Origin of the sequence: Nostoc punctiforme PCC 73102, from assembly GCF_000020025.1 — a bacterium.
Taxonomy (GTDB): domain Bacteria; phylum Cyanobacteriota; class Cyanobacteriia; order Cyanobacteriales; family Nostocaceae; genus Nostoc; species Nostoc punctiforme.
The window spans coordinates 2,077,336-2,099,307 of record NC_010628.1; the positions used below are offsets into that span (position 1 = coordinate 2,077,336).

Genomic DNA, 21,972 nt, shown 5'->3' on the forward strand with positions numbered 1-21,972 from the left:
TTCTATTCTTGGGTAGTAAAATATGAGTCAAACGTACTCATAGTTTAAGTACTACAATTTACCAATTACAGATTCCCGATTTTCCAAAAATTTTATTTCATCGCTCTAGTTGCATTTAAAATTGCCAGCAATGCTACTCCAACATCAGCAAAGACAGCTTCCCACATTGTCGCTATACCTAAAATACCCAATCCAATAAACACAGCTTTAATTGCTAACGCAAACCCAATATTTTGCCAAACAATTTGCCTTGTTTTTCTGGCGATTTGTATTGCTTCTGCCACTTTTGACGGCGCATCTGTCATGATGACAATATCAGCAGTTTCAATAGCTGCATCTGAACCTAAGCCACCCATTGCCATCCCAACATCGGCTCTAGCAATCACTGGTGCATCATTAATACCATCCCCAACAAAGGCAACTTTACTATGCTTGCCGGCGGTGCTGAGTAATTTCTCAATGGCATTAACTTTTTCTTCTGGTAATAAGTCTGCTTCGTAAGCATCTATGCCTAGCTGTTTGGCAATTTGGGAAGCGATCGCTTGATTATCTCCAGTCAACATTACTGTTCTTTCTACACTCATTCGCTTGAGTGCTTGAATAGCGTGTCTTGCATCTTCTTTCAGTTCATCAGCAATGACAATATACCCAGCGTAAATATTATCCACTGCTAAATGAACAACTGTTCCCTCTAACTGGCAATTATCATGAGCAATATTCTCTGTGTGTAGTAGGCGATCGCTTCCCGCTATCACTACCCTATTTTCAACCTTGGCTCTGATTCCATAGCCTGCAATCTCTTCATAATCTCTTACCTCAAATTCATCAATCTTTCCCCCATAAGCCTTAAGGATAGATTGAGCAATGGGATGATTTGAGTGCGATTCTACTTTTGCAGCTAATTGCAGCAATTCTGTTTCATTGTAGCCATTTACTGCTACTATTTTTACTACTTTAAATACGCCTTTAGTTAACGTTCCAGTTTTATCAAACACAACTGTATTGACTGCATTTAGAGTGTCTAGAAAAGTAGAGCCTTTAACCAAAATACCACGTCTAGCTGCACCTCCCACTCCTCCAAAGTAACCTAACGGAATACTGATAACGAGTCCACAGGGACAGGAAATAACTAGCAAAATTAAGGCACGATAAATCCATTCTGAAGAACTTGCGCCAGAAATGAATAAAGGAGGTAATAAAGCAACTGCTAGAGATATAAAAACTACTATTGGTGTATAATATAGGGCAAATTTAGTAATGAATTTTTCTGTCTCTGCTTTTTTGCTTTTGGCATTTTGCACCAAATCTAAAATCTTGGCAATCGCAGAGTCATCAAATAGTTTTGTTACTCTAATGCTAAGAACACCCATTTTATTGATCGTTCCAGCCAAAACTATTTCACCCGGCCTCACTATTCGCGGTACAGATTCTCCAGTTAATGCAGATGTATCAACTTGCGAATTTCCATCTATAATCTCACCATCTAAGGGAATCTTTTCCCCTGGTTTGACGACGATAATATCTCCAATGTTTACTGTTTCTGGGCGGACTTTTTTTAGTTCCCCCTCTATTTGGATATTTGCATAATCTGGGCGGACTTCCAATAAGGCTTTGATAGAATTACGGGAACGACTAACAGCAATATCTTGGAATAATTCGCCAATTTTATAAAATAGCATGACTCCGACAGCTTCGGGCAATTTATGAATTGCGAGCGCCCCTAGTGTCGCTACTGTCATCAAAAAAGTTTCGTCAAATAATCTACCTCTAAGTATATTGCGCCCAGCAGTTTTTAAAACACTCCATCCACTCAATAAATAGGCAGGGATGAAAAGCAGATATTCACCTATTGAGTAGAATGTATTATGTAATTGATTTTCAAAAATTACACCAGGCACATATAAACTTAAAATTGCTACCAAAGGCAATAGCTCATTTTTTAGATTGAATTCTCCACCGCGATCGTGATTGTGGTCATGGTTATGGTTCTCATCATGAGTGTGATTACGAGCGTGGTTATGATTCTCATGACGATCGTGTTCACAGTTACAACAACCTGAAGATTCTGAATGTACTTTCTGCTTCATTTTTTATTGAGGCTAGTAAATTACTTAATATCTGAGCCTTTTTCCAAATGTAATAAAAAAAGGAGGTTTTTACAAGTTGAAAATTTAAGAATGAGAATCTATATCAGATTTTTTGTTAAATACTTATGCTATCTTTTGGTTCAAATTAAGATTTATAATCTTGTAAGTGTATCTATAGCAGTTATCAACTTTGTAAAATAATCTAAGATATAATTTTTGTTCGTAGTGAGCGATTGATTGCTCTGCATAAGATTTTAAAGGTCTTGATCCGCAAACTTTAAGCCTGTTTGACTGCTTAATTCTGCTATGAAAACTACTTTGCGATCAAACTGGGTAGATATGGAACTTTCTTGAATAACAAGTGTCAAGCTAGCTATTCTTAGGGGAAACCCACTTGAAGTTTGAAAGTGAATCGAATACCCTAAGCTAGTAGACTATTTTCTCAAGGAAATCTATGAACAAAAAAATTCTTCTGAATTTGCTTTCCACTTCCTCAATCTTTGTATCGATGATGTCTACGCTAGTGGCATTTCATCCTGCCCATGCTAGTGGTAGTATTACACAGCGATTGATGCACACACAAGATGGTCGTACCTGTATCACTAACCCACATGGTGGAACAGATTTTGTGTGCATTCGAGATTCAGAGAGAAAGGTACCGTATACTTCATCTGCACGTTCCTCAACCATTGTCACATCAGTATCAGATCAGAATGTTGCCATGTTGAATTTCACTGACGAAGAAAGTGATGCGGCAATCAAGGTATTTGGCTGCGACTGTCCATTATGTGTAAATTCTTTGCGTCAGTTGCGGGGTACTGGAAACTTGGTCTACTAACATTACAATAGCGCTGATAGCGACTATAAGTTTTGTTAGATACAAGTGATTAATCACGTATAGAAGATATACAAAACCAAAAAGGCATTTTTAACTACGTACCACTACTATTATTTGGGTAACATTTAAATTCCTTATTGGGGCAATTCATGAATTGCCCCAACAGCAGTTATTTTTGCCTAAGTCCTGAGAGAAAAATACGCAGATAAATTATCAAATACTCTGTGTGCGTCAGAGCATTCTGTTTATTCAACCACCTCATTCACAGGGAATCTATCAATCAACTGCATCGCCCGATAAGCATTACGCTGGAAAGAGTCTGGCAGATGGGGAACGTGGGGTATTTGTGATAATAAATCCAACGTCCGGCGGAGAATTCTCACCACATCGCCTTCGTCCAAGGTGGTGTTTTCGCAGAGTTCTGTCCACTCCATTCCGAGCGCCCATTGTTCTACTATGGCAATTAACTCAAACTCTAACCATATAGGCAGCGCTACGTTATACCGCCGTTGTAGTTGGAACATTTGGCGACGAATTCCCCGCAATTTTGCTAAAGCTTCTGCCACTTCATTACTAAGCTCAAAGTTAACTTTGCTATCTGGACGGGGTGTTTCCATCACTAAACCGGCGGCGGCGGCGGCTAAATGGTGGGGATCTAAGTTGTCCAATTCACCACTAGCGAATACTAAACCCAACCACAATTCATTCTCACCCCGAATGGCGGCAGCAATTCGCCCTAATTGTGTGGGTACTAAGTTATCTAAAGCGCCAAAGTGTTGCAGAATTAAGATTAAATTGAGAAATTCTTCCCAATGACGTTGTGACTGTTGCTCTACTTGCCCTTGCAACTGTTCGAGTTCGGCTTCTAGTTCGACGTATTTGGCGCGACGCTTGAAAAGCGTGGCAGCATTGCCTGATTGATGTAAGGGATGAGCTTCTAGTTGTTCTTGGACGGCAGCAGTGCGACTGAGTTGTTCTGCTACCTCTGGTGCCAGATGCAAAGATTCTATCGGATTGGGAATACGCGTAGCGATCGCAAAGGTTTCTTCGTTACCACGGCGTGACTGTCCTGGCTTCAAAGGCATCTCTGGGGGTGGTAGTACATCAGGTGATACCTCAATTCGCGGCAATTCTGCATACAAATCGACCACATCCCCTGTGGTTGCCACATACCAGCGATTATCATGCCCCAAGCATACCAAGTAGGGAGCTTGACCAGAACCAGGCGATTTTCCCACTAACACTGCGGTTACGGGTGAAGACACTGTGATGTTTTTGCCTTTGAGACTCAACAGAGTTCCTGACACTGCAAAGTCCAACATCATCCCCAATTCTTCTTGTCTATCTTCCTGTGCTTGCTCTTGCAGGGTTTTCAATATCTGGCGTTCTACTTTCAGACGTTGCCGCAATTTTTCATAAATAGCCAGTTCATTTTCATCAACTGCGGCGATTTGCTCATGTAGTTGAGCTAATTGTTTTTCCAGTTCGGCAATCTCATCGTATTCTGGTCTTAAATGCAAGGTGGCCATGTACTGCCCAAAACTGCGCTCTATCAGTTCCCTAGTTTGCTCTAGGGTATGGGTTTGCAGCAAGTTGAGTACCATGCCATAACTGGGCGTAAACTGGCTTACAAGGGGATCTGGCTTAGATGTCCCCAAATACGCCGCTTCTTTGGCTCCTTCAAAAGGAGTTTGGACTGTCACCACATGACCTTGTTTATCCATCCCCCGACGGCCTGCCCGTCCCGCCATTTGCAAGAATTCGGAAGCATTTAACAGGCGGTGTCCGGTGTCAGTCCGCTTGGAAAGGGTAGAAATTACCGTTGTCCGAGCGGGCATATTAATTCCCGCGGCCAGTGTTTCCGTGGCGAATACTACTTTAATCAGCCCTTGCTGAAATAGTTCTTCTACCAGTGCTTTCCAAGCAGGCAAAATTCCGGCGTGGTGGGCAGCAATTCCTCGGTATAGGGGTGCAATTTGTCCAGAACGCCCAGCTTCGGGATTGCGGGCTAAAAAGTCATCAATCTGTTGCCGCAATATCTGGGATTCTTCATTATTTACCAGCCATAAATCACCCACTTCTGCCACCGCTTTATCACATCCCCGGCGACTGAAGATAAAATAAATTGCTGGTAGCATATCCCGTTGCTCTAACTGGCTCAAAGTATAAATTATGCCAGGAGCTTCCGGTCTACCACTTCTTCCCCTGTCCCTTTCTCCCCCTCTCTTCTTCTTTTGAAGAAGGCGGGGATTAATTTTGGTTTTGCTATCATTCAACAGGGGAAATAACCCTTTGGGATTGCAAAAGTGAAATTCCAAGGGAACTGGGCGAAAATCGGAGTAAATCAGGTCTGTTGGGCCGTGAACGCGATTTAACCAATCGGTGAGTTGATCGCTGTTGGCAACCGTTGCTGAGAGGGCTGCCAGTTGCACTTCCCGAGGACAATAGATGATGGATTCTTCCCAAACTGTACCGCGCTGGCGATCGTTCATGTAGTGGCACTCATCAAGTATCACCGCTTCCACGTCTACTAATGAGATGCCGACTTGCCCGATGGGTGTGCCATAGAGCATATTTCGGAAAATTTCTGTGGTCATCACCAAAATCGGTGCATCCCTGTGAATGGAGGCATCTCCAGTTAACAGTCCGACTTGATCAAACCCAAATTTTTCTCGAAAGTCACGTAATTTTTGATTCGACAGCGCCTTTAGGGGAGTAGTATAAAATACACGTTTTCCTCGCGATAGGGCGCGATAAATGGCGTATTCCCCGACTAATGTTTTGCCCGAACCTGTGGGCGCACACACGACTACGGAGCGTCCAGCGTTTAGGGACGCGATCGCATCTTTTTGAAACTGATCCAGATCGAAGGGAAATATAGCCCCTAAGTCAAGTTCTGGAGACGGCGCAGGATAATTCACTCAATCACATTTGCAACCAGATTGTTTACTATACTAACGAGTCTTTTGTCAACTTCGTTATTGGTCATTTGTCATTAGTCATTAGTCATGAGTTTTTCACAAAGGATAAAGGACGAATGACAAAGAACTCTTTATTATTTTCCCAGTTCTTGCGATCGCTCTGTGGCAGCTTTCACTGCTTCAATTAAAGCTGAACGAAATCCTGCCTGTTCTAGTTTGGCAATTCCGGCAATAGTTGTACCACCGGGACTGGTAACGCGATCTTTAAGTTCTGCTGGGTGCATTTTGGTTTCATACAACAGTTTCGCTGTTCCCAGTACGGTTTGCAATGCTAATTGATTGGCAATTGCTCTAGGTAAACCTGCGGATACTCCGCCATCAGCAAGTGATTCTACTAGCAGCGCCACGTAAGCGGGGCCGCTACCAGATAGCCCTGTGACTGCATCCATCAACCCTTCTGAGACTTCCACAACTTCGCCCACAGCAGAAAAAACTTGTTGTGCTATTTGGTGATGCTTGGTATTAGTATATGCACCTAAACAAATGGCGGTAATTCCTGCTCCCACAGTGGCTGGAGTGTTGGGCATTGCTCTGATAACTGGCAATTGCACAAATGCAGCTTCTAGCTGATTTAAGGGCACACCCGCCAATATGGAAATTATCAAGGGTGATTGTTCTCTATTAATAATATCAATATCTGCTAATTCTTGTGCGATCGCGCTGAACACCTGCGGTTTCACTGCCAAAAAGACAACTTCTTTGGCTTGGGTGAAAACCTCACTATTATCTGTCGTCACAGAAACACCGTATTGCTGTTGCAAAAAATCTAGACGTGAAGGTAGCGGTTCGCTAACTATGACTTCTGATGATTGATAAATTCCACGCGCGATAAGGCGGGATAAGAGCGCTTCTCCCATTACCCCACCACCAATTAAACCAAATTTTATAGTCATTGATCGTTAGTCATTTGTCATTAGTCCTCTGTCGTTTGTCATTTGTCACTACGATTAAAACCCGAGATAAATGACAAAGGACAAAGGACTAACAACTAATTTAACTCTATTGTGCCATCCGGTTAGTTTCGTTGCCCCAGGTTTGATTTGGAGAACCTGTAGGACGAGAAGGACGTGCTGGCGGTTGTGGTACTTCATGAAGAACGCCACCTTGGGTGCTAACTTGGACACAGCTTGGTGTAAACAAGAAGATGCTCTCACCGATGCGCTCTTGATGTCCATCTAGTGCGTAAGTACCACCTGCAACAAAATCTACTGCTCGTTGAGCTTGGTCTGGATCCATGATTGTCAGATTTAATACCACTGACTTCCGTTCTCGCAACGCTTGAATTGCCTGGGGCATTTCTTCAAAGGTGCGTGGTTCGAGGACTAAAACTTCCGAAATTCCGTTAATTGCTCCTGGCATACCAATCACATTCCCCATTGGCTTTGAACCTGCTGCGATATCATCTCCCATTGTAGGCACTGGTTCCCGCCAGCGTCGATTCTGAGCGGTTGCGCTCTCTTGTGGGGCTGGGGGTTGGGGATTTTCTTGCTGATACAGATTTTGGTAATTATTATCTGTTTCTGGTTCTTCTTCGTAATATTCGTATTCCACTTGCTCATTTAGACCTACAAAGTCTCTGAGTTTGGAAAAGATGTTGTTCATTGTGTGTGTACTCTCCTGGTGCGAATAGCCGTATTGACTTGGCTTAGGATTTATTGAGATAGGAGCGATGCCTACGGTAGTAAACTACGCTACATGGGTGGATACTTCAGCAAGTATATTGCTATTTGTAGCCCATACTACGGGTTTTGGCGATGAACTGACACTTATTGGAAAGGTCTGTGCATCGCCTAAACATAATAATGAGTCAAGATTATATCCTAAGGTTTATCCGAAGGAAAGCTCTTTTTACCCCATTTTCCCTTGGCGATTGCTCTTGTCAATACTATATCCTTTGTTTCTAATTGCACCAGTCTCTGACAAAATTCTTGTCATCAAATCCTGATCTCTATTAATACTGACCTGGAAAGCTGACGTTCGAGGGCTAAGAGCGATCGCCAAACAATATTGTTCCTAATCGTACCATCGTTGCGCCTGCTTGCACTGCCAGTTCGTAGTCGCCTGACATACCCATAGATAGTTGCTGCATTTTAATGTGCGACCAGTTTTGCTCCTGGATTTTCTTTGCTAGCTCACGATTGAGATTAAATACATTCAAAATTTCGGGATTGTTTAATCCTGAAGGTGGAATTGTCATCAAACCTTGAATTTGTAAATTTTTGTATTGATCGAGTGTGGGTAAATCAGCCAAAAGTTCTGGCACACTCCAACCAGACTTGTTGGGATCGGGGAGAATTTTCACTTGCAGGCAAACCTGGGGACTCACTCTTAGCTGTTGGGCTAATTGATCTAAGCGTTGTGCCAGCTTCAAATTATCCACAGAGTGAATCCAAGGGAATTGTTCGATGGCTTTTTTGGCTTTATTGCTTTGCAAATGTCCAATAAAGTGCCAGGTAATATCCGGTAAGTCGTGCAACTCGGCTTGTTTACTGGCAGCTTCTTGGATGCGACTCTCCGCAAAATCACGAATTCCTGCGGAGTATGCAAACCGAATGGCCTCGACAGGAACTTGTTTGCTCACAGCAATCAATTTGACTGAAGTTGGCAGGGAGGAACGAATGGAAACAATACGTTCGGAAATCGAACTGTTCATTGGAAGGTGCGTTGGAAAACACTTTGAAGTTGATCGTACTCCTGAGAATGTCCACTGCGCCGCAGAGTACGCAAGCGATTTTCCAACATCATTCTCGCCTCAGTTCGTCCTATGGGCTGGAATTTAACACCTTTAACGTCATTTGCGACCAAAAAAAACAGGCGCTGGGCATAAAGTGTGGTGAACAAATCCTGGGTTTCATCAACCATACAGATTTTGTAGAGTAAACCCCAAGTTGGATGGTTTATGTAAGTTTCTGCGTTTTCTGGATTCATTTAAGAGTCAAGGTGTAGTCAAGGTGGGAGTATATATATCTTTTCGCAGTGAATTACAAACATTCAGACGATAATACCAACATTCGTCAGAATATTTGCTTAAAATGCAAAACTGCGGTTACGAAGACCTTGATCTAGTTTCTAATTGGCAGATGAAGCTAGTGGTAGTGAAGCGAAATGGTACAACAGAAGCCGCAAAGCGTGGATTCAGAGAGTAGAGGCTGGTTGAGAAACATCACCATCTGCTTTGGTGACTTCAATTTACCAATTTGTAAGGACAAGGTACAATATAGTCCCGATCTTCTTGTTAAAAGTTCGACGTAGCAAGGGAAAACACCCTTTGAAGCTCCCAACGGCAACAGCGAACTTTTCAACTTCTTTCCATACTGCCACAACTATTGCTAAATGGCACAAAATAGCTAATCTTAAGTGGGAAGTGGGAATTGGGGACTTAAAAAGAAAACTATTCCCATTCCCTATTCAGCGCTGTCAATTGTGCCTGGGCTATGTGCAGAGATTCATACCATTCTTTATTCAGGATCGTTGTCTGCGACGATTCCCGCACCCACTTGCATCACTGGCAGCTAGCCAAAAACTTTTTGTACGCGATTTAAAACAGCAAAATAATCTGATTCATATTAAAAATCTACAGAAAATGGTATGGGATCAATTTTCTGGCGAGATAACTGTTCAATTTTCCATACCACATCGTAGTCTAGACAACCTAATCAAGCGCCTGTGAAGGGGAGATGGGAAAGTAAAGCCGTGTGCAACTTTCTTCCAAACCTAACCCCCAGCCTCCTTCCCTACTAGCGTTGGGGAGCAAGAATCAAAGCCTCCCTATGGGGGAGCAATACTTTTCGGATAAACCCAACCATCTCTCTTTTGGGCTGGAGAAAGGTTACTGGGCTTGGGGGAAAGGTAAATTCAAACCCTTTCCCTTTACCCCTTACCCCTTACCCAAAAAGTATTGTATGGGAGAAGAATGGAAGTGGGGTTCTAAGAAGAAGTTGCACATCGCGTAAAGTAGGAAAAGAAAATACTACCTTTTACCATTTTCTGGGTGCAAAATTAGACCTGAGTTCCTATAGCTAGCCGTATTCCCCAGAATACAATTAAAGTTGCAATAGCAAGCCAGTCACGCCCTTTGAATCGTAAGTCGTGCCACTGCACTCGATGCTCGTTGGGACTGGTAAAACCCCGCACCATCATTGCATTCGCCATTTGATCGGCTCGTAAGAGCAGATTTTCTAACAATCTCTCTGCGACTGTCATCCAAACTTTGAAGCCTCCTTTCAATCCCAGCTTTTTCCAATTAATTGCCCTTGTCATCACAGAGCGAAATAAGTTCTGCACTTCTTCTAAAACTAGAGGAATAAAGCGCAAGGACAAGGTTAAAGTTAAAGCAATTTCTGTGACAGGCAATTTGAAGCGTCGTAGGGGTTGCATTAAGCTTTCTATGCCAGATGTGATTTCTTCTGGTGCGGTTGTTAGCAGATAGAGGTTGGTGCTGTAAATTACGGTAAATATAATTGTACTCAGCCGTACTGCCAAATCCAAGGAGCGGCGAGTTACTTTGACTGGCCCTTTCTGCAATAGCACATAGTTGTATTTTTTGTTATTACTTGCTTGCTCTGGAACAATATTCTTGGAAAATGGTTGCTGGGTTAATATTTGTTCATTAGCTGGCAGGCGTGGCTGATAATCTACACCCATTCCATCAGGACTGATGGCTCCGATCGCTAAGACAAAAAACGATAGCATTAATAGCCAGCCCATTTGTTGCTGCCATACTCGCCGGGGAATCCTAGCAATCAAGGTGGCAATAATCAATAGCACCACCAGCAGCACCCGCCAAAAGTTGTTAGCCAAAACATAGCTTGTTAAAAAGCTCATCAACCAGGCGAACTTGACTCGCGGATCGATTTTATGCAGCCAAGTTTGGGGTTGTTCTAAATAAAGTCCAAGTGGCAGCGATCGCAATAAATCCATTTTAGAGTTAAAAGTAAGGAGTTAGGAGTAAGGAGTTATGAGTTTCGACTTAAACTCATAACTTTCACCTTCTGCCGCTATCAAACTCTAGTCGATAGGGTTGTATAGTTAGCAAGCAATTTTGACTTTAACTCATAACTCTTGTACAGATGCGATTCATCGCGTCTCCTAACTTAATTTGACGCGAGTTGCTCTATTAACATTACCAATTTCGGCATCCCGGACTTTTTTACTGCGCCACAGTAAAATAATTGGCGTGCCTTTAAATCCTAGCTGTTGCCGGAATTGACGTTCAATGTATCGGCGGTAGTTGTCGTTGAAGCGTTTGGAATCATTGACAAATAGTGCGATCGTTGGTGGCTGGCTACTTACTTGTGTACCATAATAAATCTTGCCCTGACGACCACCACGGGATGCTGGCGGTGAATGCCAGCTAACGGCATCTGTTAAGACTTCATTAATAACTGATGTGCTGACACGCCGTTTGTGTGATTCAGCCGCCGTTTTCACCAACTCTAGAATTTTTTCTACCCGTTGTCCCGACAAGGCACTCACAAAAATTGTTTCTGCCCATTCGGTAAAATGTAACCGTGATTGCAGAGTTTTTTCGTAATCGTAGATTGTGTAAGAGTCTTTTTCGACAGCATCCCACTTATTAACGACGATGATGCAAGCTCGACCTTCTTCGATAATCCGCCCAGCTAATTTTTGGTCTTGCTCTGTGACTCCATCTACAGCATCTAGTACTAATAAAACCACGTCAGCGCGACGAATCGCTTTGAAAGCACGGTTAATACTAAAAAATTCTGTGCCGTATTCTATATGTTTCTTTTTGCGAATACCAGCGGTGTCAATCAACCGGTAGGTTTGTCCGTCTCGTTCAATGACGGTATCAATAGCGTCGCGGGTGGTGCCAGAAATTGGGCTGACAATTGCTCTCTCTTCGCCAACAAAAGCATTGAGTAAGCTCGATTTGCCCACATTTGGGCGGCCCACAATTGCTACTTTGATTTCATTAGTTTCTGGGATGTCTTCAACAGCAGGGATGTGATTAACTAACTCGTCGAGTAACTCTCCTGTACCACTACCATGAATTGCGGAGATGGGGTAAGGTTCACCCAATCCCAATTCCCAAAACTCGGCAGCTTGCATTAAACCTTGGTCTGGAGATTCACATTTATTTACAGCTAGTAGGACAGGTACGCGTTGTTGACGCATCCATTCGGCGATTTCTTGGTCTGCCGATGTGGGGCCTGTTTGACCATCTACAACAAAAATTGCGGCACAAGCTTCTGCTAAGGCCGTCATTGCCTGCTGGCGAATTAGTGGTAAAAATTCGGTATCATCATTAAAGACTAAACCACCAGTGTCTACGACTAAAAATTCGCGACCATTCCAGAAAGCTGGCATGTAAGTGCGATCGCGTGTCACTCCCGGTTCATCATGGACAATCGCCGTTTGTTCCCCGGCGAGTCGATTAACCAGGGTGGATTTGCCCACATTTGGGCGTCCGATAATTGCAACAATTGGCAGTGCCATAAAACCAGGGTAAGTGAGAGACGTAGTATATCATGTACTTACATTTTACTCACTTTAAGTTTTAATTTTCCCATAATCTGAGGCGATGACAAAGAAACCTCTCCCTGGTTTTACGCAGTCAAACCGTCCCTATCAAAGTCTGCAAAGGAAATACTTGAACTAAAGTTCAAGGCAGGCAGAAGTTTCAGTACGGTTCGGATAAGCATTTTCACTTTCCTTGTGGTCTGGGTAAAGGGTAAAGGATGTATTCAAAACCTTTGCCTTTTTCCCTTTAACCGAACCGTATTGGGAGAGGTTTCTATAATTCAAGTTAGTTGAAAAAATAAAAAAGGTAGGAAACCCTACCTTTTACCCAAAAAAAGCATTTTGTAACCAAATACCAAATTCAATATCACACAAGCTTTTGACAAATCTATTGCAAAACTATGACAAGGATATGACGTTTAATTTGCAATTGACTTCGCTATTACTCCCAGTTGCAACCCAGGCGGATAGCTACCTTCTTCTTTTATCCGCTTGATTTCTGCGTCTGTGAGCCGTAAATTTAACTTTTGCGCCAATGTTCGCACAATATCTCCCCGGTCAATTACACCAGCTACAGCACCGGCAGGAGAAAGTACGGTAATTCGAGGTAACTGCTCATTTTCCAGCTTGTTAATTACCTCAGCTATGGTTGTTGCTTCAGCAACAGTGGGTATTTCTGTTAGGGGATGCACAATGCTGTGTAAGGTTTGGGTTTCCCATTCACTCCTTTGGGTTAGACGAAAATCGTCAATGGAAACCAAACCTCGGTAACGTCCATCAGAAGCAGCAAAATAAACTTGTGAAAGAGCGGTTTCCAACAAGTATAAATCGGCAAAGGAGCGCAGTGTCTGGTCAGCATCGATAACCCGAAAGTCACGAGTCATCGCATCAGCCGCCACCACTTTAAGTAGGCTTTCCTGCAACGTAGTCATGTTGTCATAGGTGTTAGCGTTGCGGACAGCAAACCAACCTAACAGCGCAATCCACAAACCAAGTGCTAACTCCCTTGTCAAGAAATCTACAACAAATCCTAAAGCGATCGCACCATAACCCAAAATTTGTCCAGCCCTAGCAGCCCAGTGTACGGCTTGAAAACGATTACCTGTTATTTGCCATAGTGCTGCTTTTAACACTTGCCCTCCATCTAGAGGTAAACCAGGAATCATGTTAAATAGTGCCACCACCAAGTTAATTCTCGCCAAATCTCCAACCATGATACTGAGTGGGCTAGTATCAGGTATTACAAGAACTCCCAGGCTGAGCAGGAAAAATAGTATGATACTCACCAATGGCCCAGCGATCGCTACTTGAAAAGCTTTGAAAGGAGTTTTAGATTCTTCTTCAATAGCAGCAATCCCGCCAAACAGAAACAGAGTAATTGAATTAACTTTAATACCTTGCGATCGGGCTACCAAGCTGTGACCCAACTCATGTAGCAACACCGAACCAAATAGCAGCAGTGCCATAACGATTCCAGCACTCCAAGCTATAGCAGTCCCCCATTCCTGGTAAGCTACCCCAAAGTTAAGGGTTGCCAACCCTAAAATCACAAACCATAACGGGTCTAAAAACAGGGGAATTCCAAATAAAGACCCAATTTTCCAATTTGTTTGCATTACATTGTCCTAAAACTAGATATCGCCAGTAGTTCCTATACAGCAATACTTGCGTATATACTTACACGTATATATCTGAGCATCAATTTGGTAGTGCCGAGTTCCAAAATGCTCTTATTTCTAGAATAGACAATTAATGCCTGTTGGACATTGGGCATTGAAAAGAGGCAAAGGGGCGGGGGCTGCTCTTGCAGAGGGAAAAAGCTCTTCTCCTTGCTTCTTCCCTACTTCCCTGCGCTGCTTTTTGAGTGTGTTATGTGGAAAAAATAAAATTTAGATAATGCCGAGATTACTCAATCCTAAGACGGTACCAGTGCCGATCAGGTGGCCGGCGCTCATTGCGGCGAGGAATGTAGCAGCACTGGGATTATTGAACAGCGACGGAAAGGGCAAAGGCATCTTAGGTCCAACGTGAGGATAGCGAATTGTCCGAGGAATAATCAAAAGACATAATAAACAAGCGCCAGTAATAATTCCAGCTTCAGTCAAGTTCCATTCTGTGCCAGTTTTGGGTAAAGTGGCTTGGGCTGCTAATAAAATTGATGACATCATAGTTCTTTCTCCTGCATGAATTAACTAAATAAGCCTTACAGAGGGGATTAATCCCGTCTCTAAAACCATATAAATCCTCCTCTGATGAAGTAGTTGCAGCGTCCCTCAAGGGGAAGGTTAATGCCTCCCCCCTTAGTTAGGCTTACTACACGGAGGTTGGCTGATGCTTATGAGTTATCTTGCTGGAGAAAGAACTAAAATCGTTTTGAGGAATTTTGTATTGATCGCAGCGTTAAAAGCAACGCCACATCATCGCAAAACTACAGACGACCGATGTTAGTCAGTCCTAAAACGATACCAATGCCGATAATATGACCGAAAGCCATCGCACCAACAAATGTAGGAATGCTGACCGGCAGGATAGGGAGCTTGGGGCCAACTAGGGGTTTTTCAATCCTAGTACTTAGTAAAAGAACTACCAAGCTACTGATGCTGATGATGATGCCTACTGTAGGATTCCACGCAGGTGTGGCGGGAACAGTTGCAGCTGCTGCTAGTAAAATAGAGGAAATCAAGCTTTTGTCTCCTAAAATGTAGACCTACAAAATTATAAAATTACCAAGGTACAAAAGTTTTTCGGATAGTTTAGAGTTTTTTGATAATTATTTTAGATTTGTTAAATTTTCATGCGCGTTAAAATTTGCGGCATCACTCAACCACAGCAGTCTATAGCGATCGCTTCTCTGGGCGCAACAGCGCTAGGATTTATTTGTGTACCAAACTCACCTCGCTACGTGACTACATCCCAAATTCGGGCAGCAGTGGCAGAACTCCCGGCAGATATTGACACAATTGGAGTTTTTGCCAACTCTAGTATTGTTGAAATCAGCCAGATAGTTGTTGATTCTGGGTTGACGGGGGTTCAGTTACACGGTGATGAGTTACCAGATTTTTGCTACCAATTACGCCAAGCTTTACCAAATGTCGAAATTATTAAAGCACTTAGAATTCGCAGTCTTGAGCATCTGGGCACGGCGGCTGATTACACAAAATACGTAGATACTTTACTACTGGATGCCTACCATCCCGAACAACTTGGTGGTACAGGTAAAACCTTAGATTGGAAAATATTAGAGCAATTTAACCCCAATTGCCCTTGGTTTTTAGCTGGGGGATTAACAGCAGATAATATTGTGGAAGCTTTAAGTCAGGTTAGTCCTAGTGGCGTTGATTTATCTAGTGGTGTGGAACGCGCACCTGGAGATAAGGATTTAGATAAAGTAAGCAAGTTGTTCGAGAAATTGGGGAGTAGGGAGTAGGGAGTGGGGGAAGGGAGTAGGAGGACAGGGAGGACAAGGGGAGAATTATTCAAGTTTCTCCCTTGTCTACCCCCTCTTCCTTGTCTCCTATGTCTCTTTTCAATGCCCAATGCCCATTCCCCATTCCCTAAAAGAATGCTGGTTGATGGCGAATCAAGTTAAAAAATTCTTCGCGGGTTTTATGCTCTTCTTGGAACACGCCAACCATTGCGCTAGTGACAGTCCAAGAACCTGGTTTCTGTACGCCTCGCATTACCATACACATGTGGCTAGCTTCCATCACAACGGCTACGCCTCGAGGTTCTAGAATTGTCTGAATTGCTTCGGCAATTTGGCGGGTTAACCTCTCCTGGACTTGCAAGCGACGGGAATACATCTCAACAATGCGGGCCAGTTTGCTCAGTCCTACAACTTTTTGGTTGGGGATATAAGCAACGTGCGCTCTACCCATAAATGGCAGCATGTGGTGTTCGCACAGACTAAAAAAATTAATATCTCGGACTAGTACCATCTCGTTATGCCCTTCATCAAAGATGGCATCGTTAACGAGTTCTTCAAGGGATTGGTTGTAGCCACTGGTAAGAAACCGCATTGCCTCGGCCACTCGCTTTGGTGTTTTGAGGAGTCCTTCGCGTTCAGGATCTTCGCCAACGCCCAATATTATTTTCCGCACTGCATCCTTCATTTCCTCTATATGTTCCTCTTTTGGCGGGAACACATCAGCTTGTCGCCCGTTATTCGTATTGCGATCGGGTCTAGGAGTTATGGCATCTGCCAAGTCTGGAATCAGAGGCGATTGAGAGTAATTGGAACCGTTGGAACTAGCGATAGTCATGATTCAGTCTTGGTTATGGTTTGAAAGTTGGTCATTAGTCATTAGTACATTGGTCATTTGCAAAGGACTGATGACAAAGGATAAATTAAAGTGCGCCAGCACTGGGCATCAGGGTCAATTCGTCAATAACTGCCTGTTGTGGTAACAGAACTGTGTGGAGAATTGACTGAGCCACTATTTCCGGGGTTAACATCTTAGAACGGTCTAAGTTGACATGGACTGTTTCTGTGTCCCAAAGTTCGGTATTGACTGCGCCAGGAGAGATAGCTGTGACACGAATGCCGTGGGTGCGTTCTTCTTGTGCCAGGGTTTGAGAGAGGGCAATCAAACCAGCTTTGCTGACGCTGTATGCTCCCCAACCAGGAAACGGTTGCCTGGCGGCAATTGAAGCGACGTTGATAATTGTGCCTGTGCCCCGATCGCGCATTGAAGGTAAAATTCCTAAAATGCACTGAAACACGCTGGTCAGATTCAAGTCAATTACCTGTTGCCATCCTTCTAGAGGGGTTTCGCTCAAAGTGGCTGTATAGGCAAGGCCCGCACTGTTTACCAGAATGTCTATATCACCAAAATCAAGGGCGATCGCTTGGATTTTTTCTTTTACTTCAAAGATCCGCGCTAAATCTACAGCGTAAGCTTTCGCTTCTACCCCAGTATGCTGTACAGCTTCTGCCACCGCCTCTAACTTATTCAAAGAACGGCTGACTAAGGCGACATCTATTCCGGCTTTGGCAAAGGCTAAAGCCGTTGCTTTCCCAATTCCACTACTGGCCCCAGTAATCAGGGCGCGTCGTTTTTGCTCAACATTCATGGTGTCTCCCAATTTTTTGGCAGTTCCCAAAGCGTAGTACCACCCAATTATTCACATTTATCGGTTTAGATAGATTAAAGGAATCTAAAAATCTGATGATTTCCATTAAGCAACTGCTATGATGCAGTGCAATAGTGGGCATATTGTGAGTTTTACCAATGAAGACAACAAATCGTCGCCTGGAAAACCACGCCGTACACTCAAATTAGATTACTCAATAACACAAAAGCTACTCAATTTGATTGAGTAGATTTGCCAAACATACAAATGCCTATGGCCAGATTGTTAAAAATCTTTAAGCACATAGGCAATTATAGCATTGCTGCTTTATTAATCCATCATTAATGCAGTGGTTTTAGTGGGCAACTTCTGTAAAAACACCAATTTTACGGAATTTTTCATAACGTAGTTGGCGGCGTTCTGGAGCAGTTAAATGGTTAAGTTCGTCCAAATTTTCTAGCAGCACTTGCTTAAGCGTGGTAGCAGCTTTTAAAGGGTCGGAATGAGCGCCACCAGTAGGTTCAGGCAGTATTTGGTCGATAATTCCCAATCTTTTGAGATCGTGGGAAATAATTTTCAGTGCAACGGCGGCTTGAGGAGCTTTACCAGCATCTTTCCACAAAATGGCGGCGCAGGCTTCGGGGGTGGCGACAGTATAAACGGAGTGTTCAAACATGAGCAGGCGATCGCCTACACCAATACCAAGTGCGCCACCAGAACCACCTTCACCAATGACTGTGCAGATAATTGGTACATCTAAGCAAAACATTTCCCGCAAGTTGTAAGCGATCGCTTCTCCTTGACCTTGGTGTTCTGCTTCCACTCCAGACCAGGCCCCTGGTGTGTCTATAAAAGTTAGTATGGGCATACTAAACTTGTTAGCGTGTTCCATCAACCGCATAGCTTTGCGGTAGCCGCCAGGGTAAGGCATTCCAAAGTTACGGGCAATATTGTCTTTGGTATCGCGACCTTTTTGATGACCTAACATCACCACAGGTTGTCCACTCAGACGACCGATACCACCAACTAAAGCCGGATCGTCACCACCACAGCGATCGCCATGCAATTCCATCCATTCATCACTAATAGCCTGAATGTAATCGAGAGTACTGGGGCGACGCGGATGACGAGCGACTTGCAATCGCTGGGAAGGCGATAGACTAGTAAAAATTTCCTCACGTAGTTGCATGGCGCGTGCTTCTAGTTGACGAATTTGACCAGAAACATCGACACCATTTTCTTCTGCAAGTTGCCGAATTTGATCGATTCGGGTTGCAAGTTCTGCTAGGGGCTTTTCAAAATCTAACAGTAGCGGTTTACGCTCGGTAGTTGCCATCGTAGGGTTTATCAATTACGAGTTATAAGTTATTTATCCTTTGCCTTTTGTCCTTTGTCCTTTGTCCTTTGTCCTTTGCAAATAACAAATGACTAATGACCAAGGACAAATGACTAATGACTAAACCAACAACGGTCTAAATCCATGTTTTACTGACACCCGGCCAATCTGCTCCATTTTATCTACGGTAATCTGATTCCGTCCCCACGAAAAGTTCGTGTATAACTTCTCAAATTCCAGTAGCATTGATTCGGCAAAACAGGCAAACAACTGACGGGCTGGCACGTCCATATTGACTATTTTCATAATTTTCCAGTCAATATCCAGGGAATGCTCTACAATCCCACCATTTAACACGTGTACGCCAGGATATTGAATTTTTGTTGCTAAGTTTTTAGGATAGCCACCATCAATCAACAAACAGGGTTGTTTCAAAGTGGTGGGGTCAATTTCCACGCCTCTGGGCATACTAGCAACCCAAACTACAACATCGGCTTGGGGTAGTGCTTCTGTCAAACCCATGATTTTCCCCCGCCCCAGTTCGCCTTGCAACTCTTTGAGACGTTCTTGATCGCGGGCGATTAGCAGGAGTTCTTGGACATCTGTTCTCGCATCTAGCCAGCGTGTAACGGCACTACCAATATCCCCAGTTGCTCCACATACCGCAACAGTCGCGTTTGATAGATTAATTCCCAGTTGTTTGGATGCTTCTTCCACCTGCTTACAAATAATGTAGGCAGTATGCGTGTTTCCTGTGGTGAAGCGTTCAAACTCTAGCTTGATATTTCGGACTTGGCTAAACTGCTCTAACTTAAAGTTTTCAAAAATAATCGAGGAAAATCCGCCTAAAGCTGTGATGTTAATGCCGTGCTTCTGTGCATGGGCCATAGCGTTGAGGATTTTCCGTGTTGCGGCTTTGATGCGGCGACTAGCTAGCATTTCCGGCAAAAAGCAAGATTCTACATATCGTCCTTCAATTTGTTGCCCAGTAACACTGGTGACAATAATACTATCGACAATTTGCGGCGGGGCGCTGCACCAAAAGTCTAGCCCTTGATCGGCATATTCTGGGTATCCCAATTCTTGGGCTACGGCTTGAGCGTGTTCTAAACTAGTCAGATGTCCAATTAGACCAAACATGTAGTGATTATTAGGCTTATGCTATCTTGAGCGCGGGGGGAATTTAGGAGAGTTAGGAGTTAGGAGTTGTGAGTTAGGAGTTCTGAGTTCTGAATTTAAACTACTCAGCACTCAGCACTCGTTACTCGGTACTTTTTTAAGCACCTATGAGTCCGTAGGCTGACAAGCGCATAATATCGCGAGTCGAAAAACCAATGTTACTCAATGCTTCACCATACTGAATCATGAAGTCTTCTACCAAAGCATCTTTTTCCATTGCCATTGTGTGGGCATCACCTTCTACTTGGTTGAGCATTTTCCAGACGATGGGTAGGTTCTGGCGATTTGCAAGTTCAAGTTCAGCTTTGGATTCTGCAAAGTGTTCTTTCAACCAAACTTCTCCAAAATTGAGGTGGCTGTATTCTTCTTTAACTACTCCTTCAGTAATTTTACGGGCGAAATCGTCGGCAACGGGGATGTAAATGTTATATGCTGCGATCGCAAAACATTCAATAATTAAAGACTGAATCAACAGACAAGTAACCACTTTCCCTTCTGCGGCAGCTGTTTGAAAATTTTGGTGTAGGCCGGAGAAAAACTCTTTGGCAAATTGCAAATCTGGGGTAACAGCTAAATTGCGCCCACAAGCTTCAAATCCTTTCTTATGGCGGCTTTCCATCTTGGATAGGCGAATCAATTCATCATGAGATTCTGGCAGCAGTTGGGCTAGTGTGATGTAATTTTCATGGGCTTCTTGTTCCCCTTCAATCACGATCGCATTAATCCGGCTATAAGCATCTTTGTATGTTTCGCTCTTGAAATCTAATTCTTTAGATTGGTCTGTAAGCTGCTGCATGGTTATGTTTACTCCTGTAAACCTGAATTATTTGACACCAGGATTCAATTTACCCTATGAACTGAGGGTAACAATCTCTGTGGTTTAATTTAACTTAACAAGTAGACTATGTTTATAGATTAATGGTTGCTGGGGGCAATGCTCTAGTACTAGCGAAATAAATGCTTTGCGGTTCAAGTTATTTATGTCTAAACCAAACCCGAATCTGAAATCTGGTGATTTTTTGAGCCTAGTAATCTTACTGCTAGGGGCATTTATCGTTTTACTACCGCTATTTGTGGTTTTTCTCACCTCCTTTGCATCGACAGCCGCCAGCCCAGAAAATTTGTCTAAAAATAACTGGTCTTTAGCTAATTACCGCGTTGCATGGCAACAGGGAAAATTTTTGCTGGCGTTTGCTAATTCTACCTTGGTAGCGATCGCTGTGACGGCGTTTCAGATTGTCACTTCTGCTTTGGCTGGTTACGCCTTAGCACGGCTGAAGTTTCGGGGGCGGCAAGCACTGCTATTGGTTGTTTTAGCAACTTTGGTGATTCCCTTTCAGTTATTGGTGATTCCCATCTTTTTGGTTTTGAAGTGGGGACACCTGATAAATACATACTGGGCGCTCATTTTACCCACTGCTGTCAATGGGTTTGGGATTTTCTTATTACGTCAGTATTTCCAGACAATTCCCGTAGAGTTAGAAGAAGCCGCAGCCATAGATGGGGCAACCAGATTACAAATATTGTGGCGGGTAATGTTACCTTTAGCCCGTCCGGCCTTAGTAACCCTGTTTTTGTTCACCTTCATCGGCGAATGGAATGATTTGTTTAAGCCTCTGGTGTTTACGACACGACCAGAATTAAGGACGGTGCAATTGGCGTTGGCAGAGTTTCAAGAGCAATTTACGAATAATTGGCCCTTGATGATGGCGGCGGTGACAATAGCGACAGTTCCAGTAATGGTATTATTTCTTATTGGTCAGCGTCAGTTTATTCAGGGTATTGCTGCGACGGGAATTAAGAATTGAGTAGGGGAGGCTGGCGGCGAGTGGAAGCCCATCTTATGTTTAACCTGTTGGTGCATTGGCATAACTTACTGTACTTCTTCTCTTAAGTAAGCTAAGTATAGCGTTCCGCAGTAAAGGGATGCTTTCTGTCATACTCAGTACCTAAATAGAAAAGTAGCCAAAGTTGTACGCTCTCATGGTTCATCAA

The 21,972-nt window shown here is 43.4% G+C and carries 19 protein-coding genes; 3 read left to right on the forward strand and 16 right to left on the reverse strand.

Going from position 1 to position 21,972, the window contains the following annotated elements:
- Positions 1-92: 92 nt before the first annotated feature.
- Positions 93-2,087: a heavy metal translocating P-type ATPase gene (locus NPUN_RS08600; protein ID WP_012408383.1), complete on the reverse strand. Its 1,995-nt coding sequence runs from the start codon at positions 2,085-2,087 to the stop codon at positions 93-95.
- Between the two features lie 454 nt (positions 2,088-2,541).
- On the opposite strand from NPUN_RS08600, the gene NPUN_RS08605 reads away from it, so the two are divergent.
- The gene (locus NPUN_RS08605) at positions 2,542-2,925 is read left to right on the forward strand and encodes a hypothetical protein (protein ID WP_012408384.1); all 384 of its coding nucleotides are present in this window, start codon (positions 2,542-2,544) and stop codon (positions 2,923-2,925) included.
- Positions 2,926-3,170: 245 nt separating this feature from the next.
- On the opposite strand, the gene NPUN_RS08610 is transcribed toward NPUN_RS08605, so the two are convergent.
- From NPUN_RS08610 to psaK (NPUN_RS08665), 10 genes are all read right to left on the reverse strand, one after another.
- The gene (locus tag NPUN_RS08610; protein ID WP_012408385.1) at positions 3,171-5,846 is read right to left on the reverse strand and encodes a DEAD/DEAH box helicase; all 2,676 of its coding nucleotides are present in this window, start codon (positions 5,844-5,846) and stop codon (positions 3,171-3,173) included.
- 134 nt (positions 5,847-5,980) lie between these two features.
- Positions 5,981-6,799, reverse strand: a complete 819-nt coding sequence (gene proC, locus NPUN_RS08615; RefSeq protein ID WP_012408386.1) for a pyrroline-5-carboxylate reductase — start codon at positions 6,797-6,799, stop codon at positions 5,981-5,983.
- Positions 6,800-6,905: 106 nt separating this feature from the next.
- Positions 6,906-7,508: a cell division protein SepF gene (locus tag NPUN_RS08620; protein ID WP_012408387.1), complete on the reverse strand. Its 603-nt coding sequence runs from the start codon at positions 7,506-7,508 to the stop codon at positions 6,906-6,908.
- Between the two features lie 382 nt (positions 7,509-7,890).
- Positions 7,891-8,559 (reverse strand): YggS family pyridoxal phosphate-dependent enzyme, encoded by a 669-nt coding sequence (locus tag NPUN_RS08625; RefSeq protein ID WP_012408388.1) that lies wholly within the window; start codon positions 8,557-8,559, stop codon positions 7,891-7,893.
- Positions 8,556-8,834: a transcriptional coactivator PipX gene (pipX, locus tag NPUN_RS08630; protein ID WP_012408389.1), complete on the reverse strand. Its 279-nt coding sequence runs from the start codon at positions 8,832-8,834 to the stop codon at positions 8,556-8,558. The genes NPUN_RS08625 and pipX overlap by 4 nt, the downstream gene beginning before the upstream one ends.
- Before the next feature lie 1,071 nt (positions 8,835-9,905).
- Entirely contained in the window at positions 9,906-10,826 is a 921-nt protein-coding gene (locus NPUN_RS08645; RefSeq protein ID WP_012408390.1) for an energy-coupling factor transporter transmembrane component T family protein, read from the reverse strand.
- Positions 10,827-10,994: 168 nt separating this feature from the next.
- Entirely contained in the window at positions 10,995-12,365 is a 1,371-nt protein-coding gene (der, locus tag NPUN_RS08650; RefSeq protein WP_012408391.1) for a ribosome biogenesis GTPase Der, read from the reverse strand.
- 443 nt (positions 12,366-12,808) lie between these two features.
- The gene (locus NPUN_RS08655; protein ID WP_012408392.1) at positions 12,809-14,005 is read right to left on the reverse strand and encodes a site-2 protease family protein; all 1,197 of its coding nucleotides are present in this window, start codon (positions 14,003-14,005) and stop codon (positions 12,809-12,811) included.
- Between the two features lie 273 nt (positions 14,006-14,278).
- A complete protein-coding gene (gene psaK / locus NPUN_RS08660) occupies positions 14,279-14,557 on the reverse strand; it encodes a photosystem I reaction center subunit PsaK (protein ID WP_012408393.1) in 279 nt (92 codons plus the stop codon).
- Positions 14,558-14,817: 260 nt separating this feature from the next.
- On the reverse strand, positions 14,818-15,072 hold the full coding sequence (psaK, locus tag NPUN_RS08665) for a photosystem I reaction center subunit PsaK (RefSeq protein ID WP_012408394.1): 255 nt from the start codon (positions 15,070-15,072) through the stop codon (positions 14,818-14,820).
- A gap of 111 nt (positions 15,073-15,183) precedes the next feature.
- Between psaK (NPUN_RS08665) and NPUN_RS08670 the strand changes: the two genes are divergently transcribed.
- Positions 15,184-15,816 carry a phosphoribosylanthranilate isomerase gene (locus NPUN_RS08670; protein WP_012408395.1) on the forward strand — a complete coding sequence of 211 codons (633 nt, stop codon included), beginning with the start codon at positions 15,184-15,186 and terminating at the stop codon, positions 15,814-15,816.
- Positions 15,817-15,943: 127 nt separating this feature from the next.
- Here the strand turns inward: NPUN_RS08670 and folE are convergent, their stop codons facing one another.
- From folE to NPUN_RS08695, 5 genes are all read right to left on the reverse strand, one after another.
- Entirely contained in the window at positions 15,944-16,651 is a 708-nt protein-coding gene (gene folE / locus NPUN_RS08675; protein WP_012408396.1) for a GTP cyclohydrolase I FolE, read from the reverse strand.
- An 85-nt stretch (positions 16,652-16,736) separates the two neighbouring features.
- Positions 16,737-17,462, reverse strand: a complete 726-nt coding sequence (locus NPUN_RS08680; protein ID WP_012408397.1) for an SDR family oxidoreductase — start codon at positions 17,460-17,462, stop codon at positions 16,737-16,739.
- 355 nt (positions 17,463-17,817) lie between these two features.
- A complete protein-coding gene (locus NPUN_RS08685) occupies positions 17,818-18,798 on the reverse strand; it encodes an acetyl-CoA carboxylase carboxyltransferase subunit alpha (RefSeq protein ID WP_012408398.1) in 981 nt (326 codons plus the stop codon).
- Positions 18,799-18,918: 120 nt separating this feature from the next.
- Positions 18,919-19,938 carry a long-chain acyl-[acyl-carrier-protein] reductase gene (locus NPUN_RS08690; RefSeq protein WP_012408399.1) on the reverse strand — a complete coding sequence of 340 codons (1,020 nt, stop codon included), beginning with the start codon at positions 19,936-19,938 and terminating at the stop codon, positions 18,919-18,921.
- Between the two features lie 136 nt (positions 19,939-20,074).
- On the reverse strand, positions 20,075-20,773 hold the full coding sequence (locus NPUN_RS08695; RefSeq protein WP_012408400.1) for an aldehyde oxygenase (deformylating): 699 nt from the start codon (positions 20,771-20,773) through the stop codon (positions 20,075-20,077).
- A 184-nt stretch (positions 20,774-20,957) separates the two neighbouring features.
- On the opposite strand from NPUN_RS08695, the gene NPUN_RS08700 reads away from it, so the two are divergent.
- The gene (locus NPUN_RS08700) at positions 20,958-21,785 is read left to right on the forward strand and encodes a carbohydrate ABC transporter permease (protein WP_012408401.1); all 828 of its coding nucleotides are present in this window, start codon (positions 20,958-20,960) and stop codon (positions 21,783-21,785) included.
- Positions 21,786-21,972 lie beyond the last annotated feature (187 nt).

Bases quoted from the DNA above. Each gene is read 5' to 3' on its own strand.
- NPUN_RS08600 (WP_012408383.1), bottom strand. From the start codon at position 2,087: ATGAAGCAGAAAGTACATTCAGAATCTTCAGGTTGTTGTAACTGTGAA.
- NPUN_RS08700 (WP_012408401.1), top strand. From the start codon at position 20,958: ATGTCTAAACCAAACCCGAATCTGAAATCTGGTGATTTTTTGAGCCTA.
- NPUN_RS08690 (WP_012408399.1), bottom strand. From the start codon at position 19,938: ATGTTTGGTCTAATTGGACATCTGACTAGTTTAGAACACGCTCAAGCC.
- proC (WP_012408386.1), bottom strand. From the start codon at position 6,799: ATGACTATAAAATTTGGTTTAATTGGTGGTGGGGTAATGGGAGAAGCG.
- NPUN_RS08645 (WP_012408390.1), bottom strand. From the start codon at position 10,826: ATGGATTTATTGCGATCGCTGCCACTTGGACTTTATTTAGAACAACCC.
- NPUN_RS08625 (WP_012408388.1), bottom strand. From the start codon at position 8,559: ATGAACAGTTCGATTTCCGAACGTATTGTTTCCATTCGTTCCTCCCTG.
- pipX (WP_012408389.1), bottom strand. From the start codon at position 8,834: ATGAATCCAGAAAACGCAGAAACTTACATAAACCATCCAACTTGGGGT.
- NPUN_RS08680 (WP_012408397.1), bottom strand. From the start codon at position 17,462: ATGAATGTTGAGCAAAAACGACGCGCCCTGATTACTGGGGCCAGTAGT.
- NPUN_RS08685 (WP_012408398.1), bottom strand. From the start codon at position 18,798: ATGGCAACTACCGAGCGTAAACCGCTACTGTTAGATTTTGAAAAGCCC.
- NPUN_RS08605 (WP_012408384.1), top strand. From the start codon at position 2,542: ATGAACAAAAAAATTCTTCTGAATTTGCTTTCCACTTCCTCAATCTTT.
- der (WP_012408391.1), bottom strand. From the start codon at position 12,365: ATGGCACTGCCAATTGTTGCAATTATCGGACGCCCAAATGTGGGCAAA.
- NPUN_RS08620 (WP_012408387.1), bottom strand. From the start codon at position 7,508: ATGAACAACATCTTTTCCAAACTCAGAGACTTTGTAGGTCTAAATGAG.
- folE (WP_012408396.1), bottom strand. From the start codon at position 16,651: ATGACTATCGCTAGTTCCAACGGTTCCAATTACTCTCAATCGCCTCTG.
- NPUN_RS08670 (WP_012408395.1), top strand. From the start codon at position 15,184: ATGCGCGTTAAAATTTGCGGCATCACTCAACCACAGCAGTCTATAGCG.
- NPUN_RS08655 (WP_012408392.1), bottom strand. From the start codon at position 14,005: ATGCAAACAAATTGGAAAATTGGGTCTTTATTTGGAATTCCCCTGTTT.
- psaK (WP_012408393.1), bottom strand. From the start codon at position 14,557: ATGATGTCATCAATTTTATTAGCAGCCCAAGCCACTTTACCCAAAACT.
- NPUN_RS08695 (WP_012408400.1), bottom strand. From the start codon at position 20,773: ATGCAGCAGCTTACAGACCAATCTAAAGAATTAGATTTCAAGAGCGAA.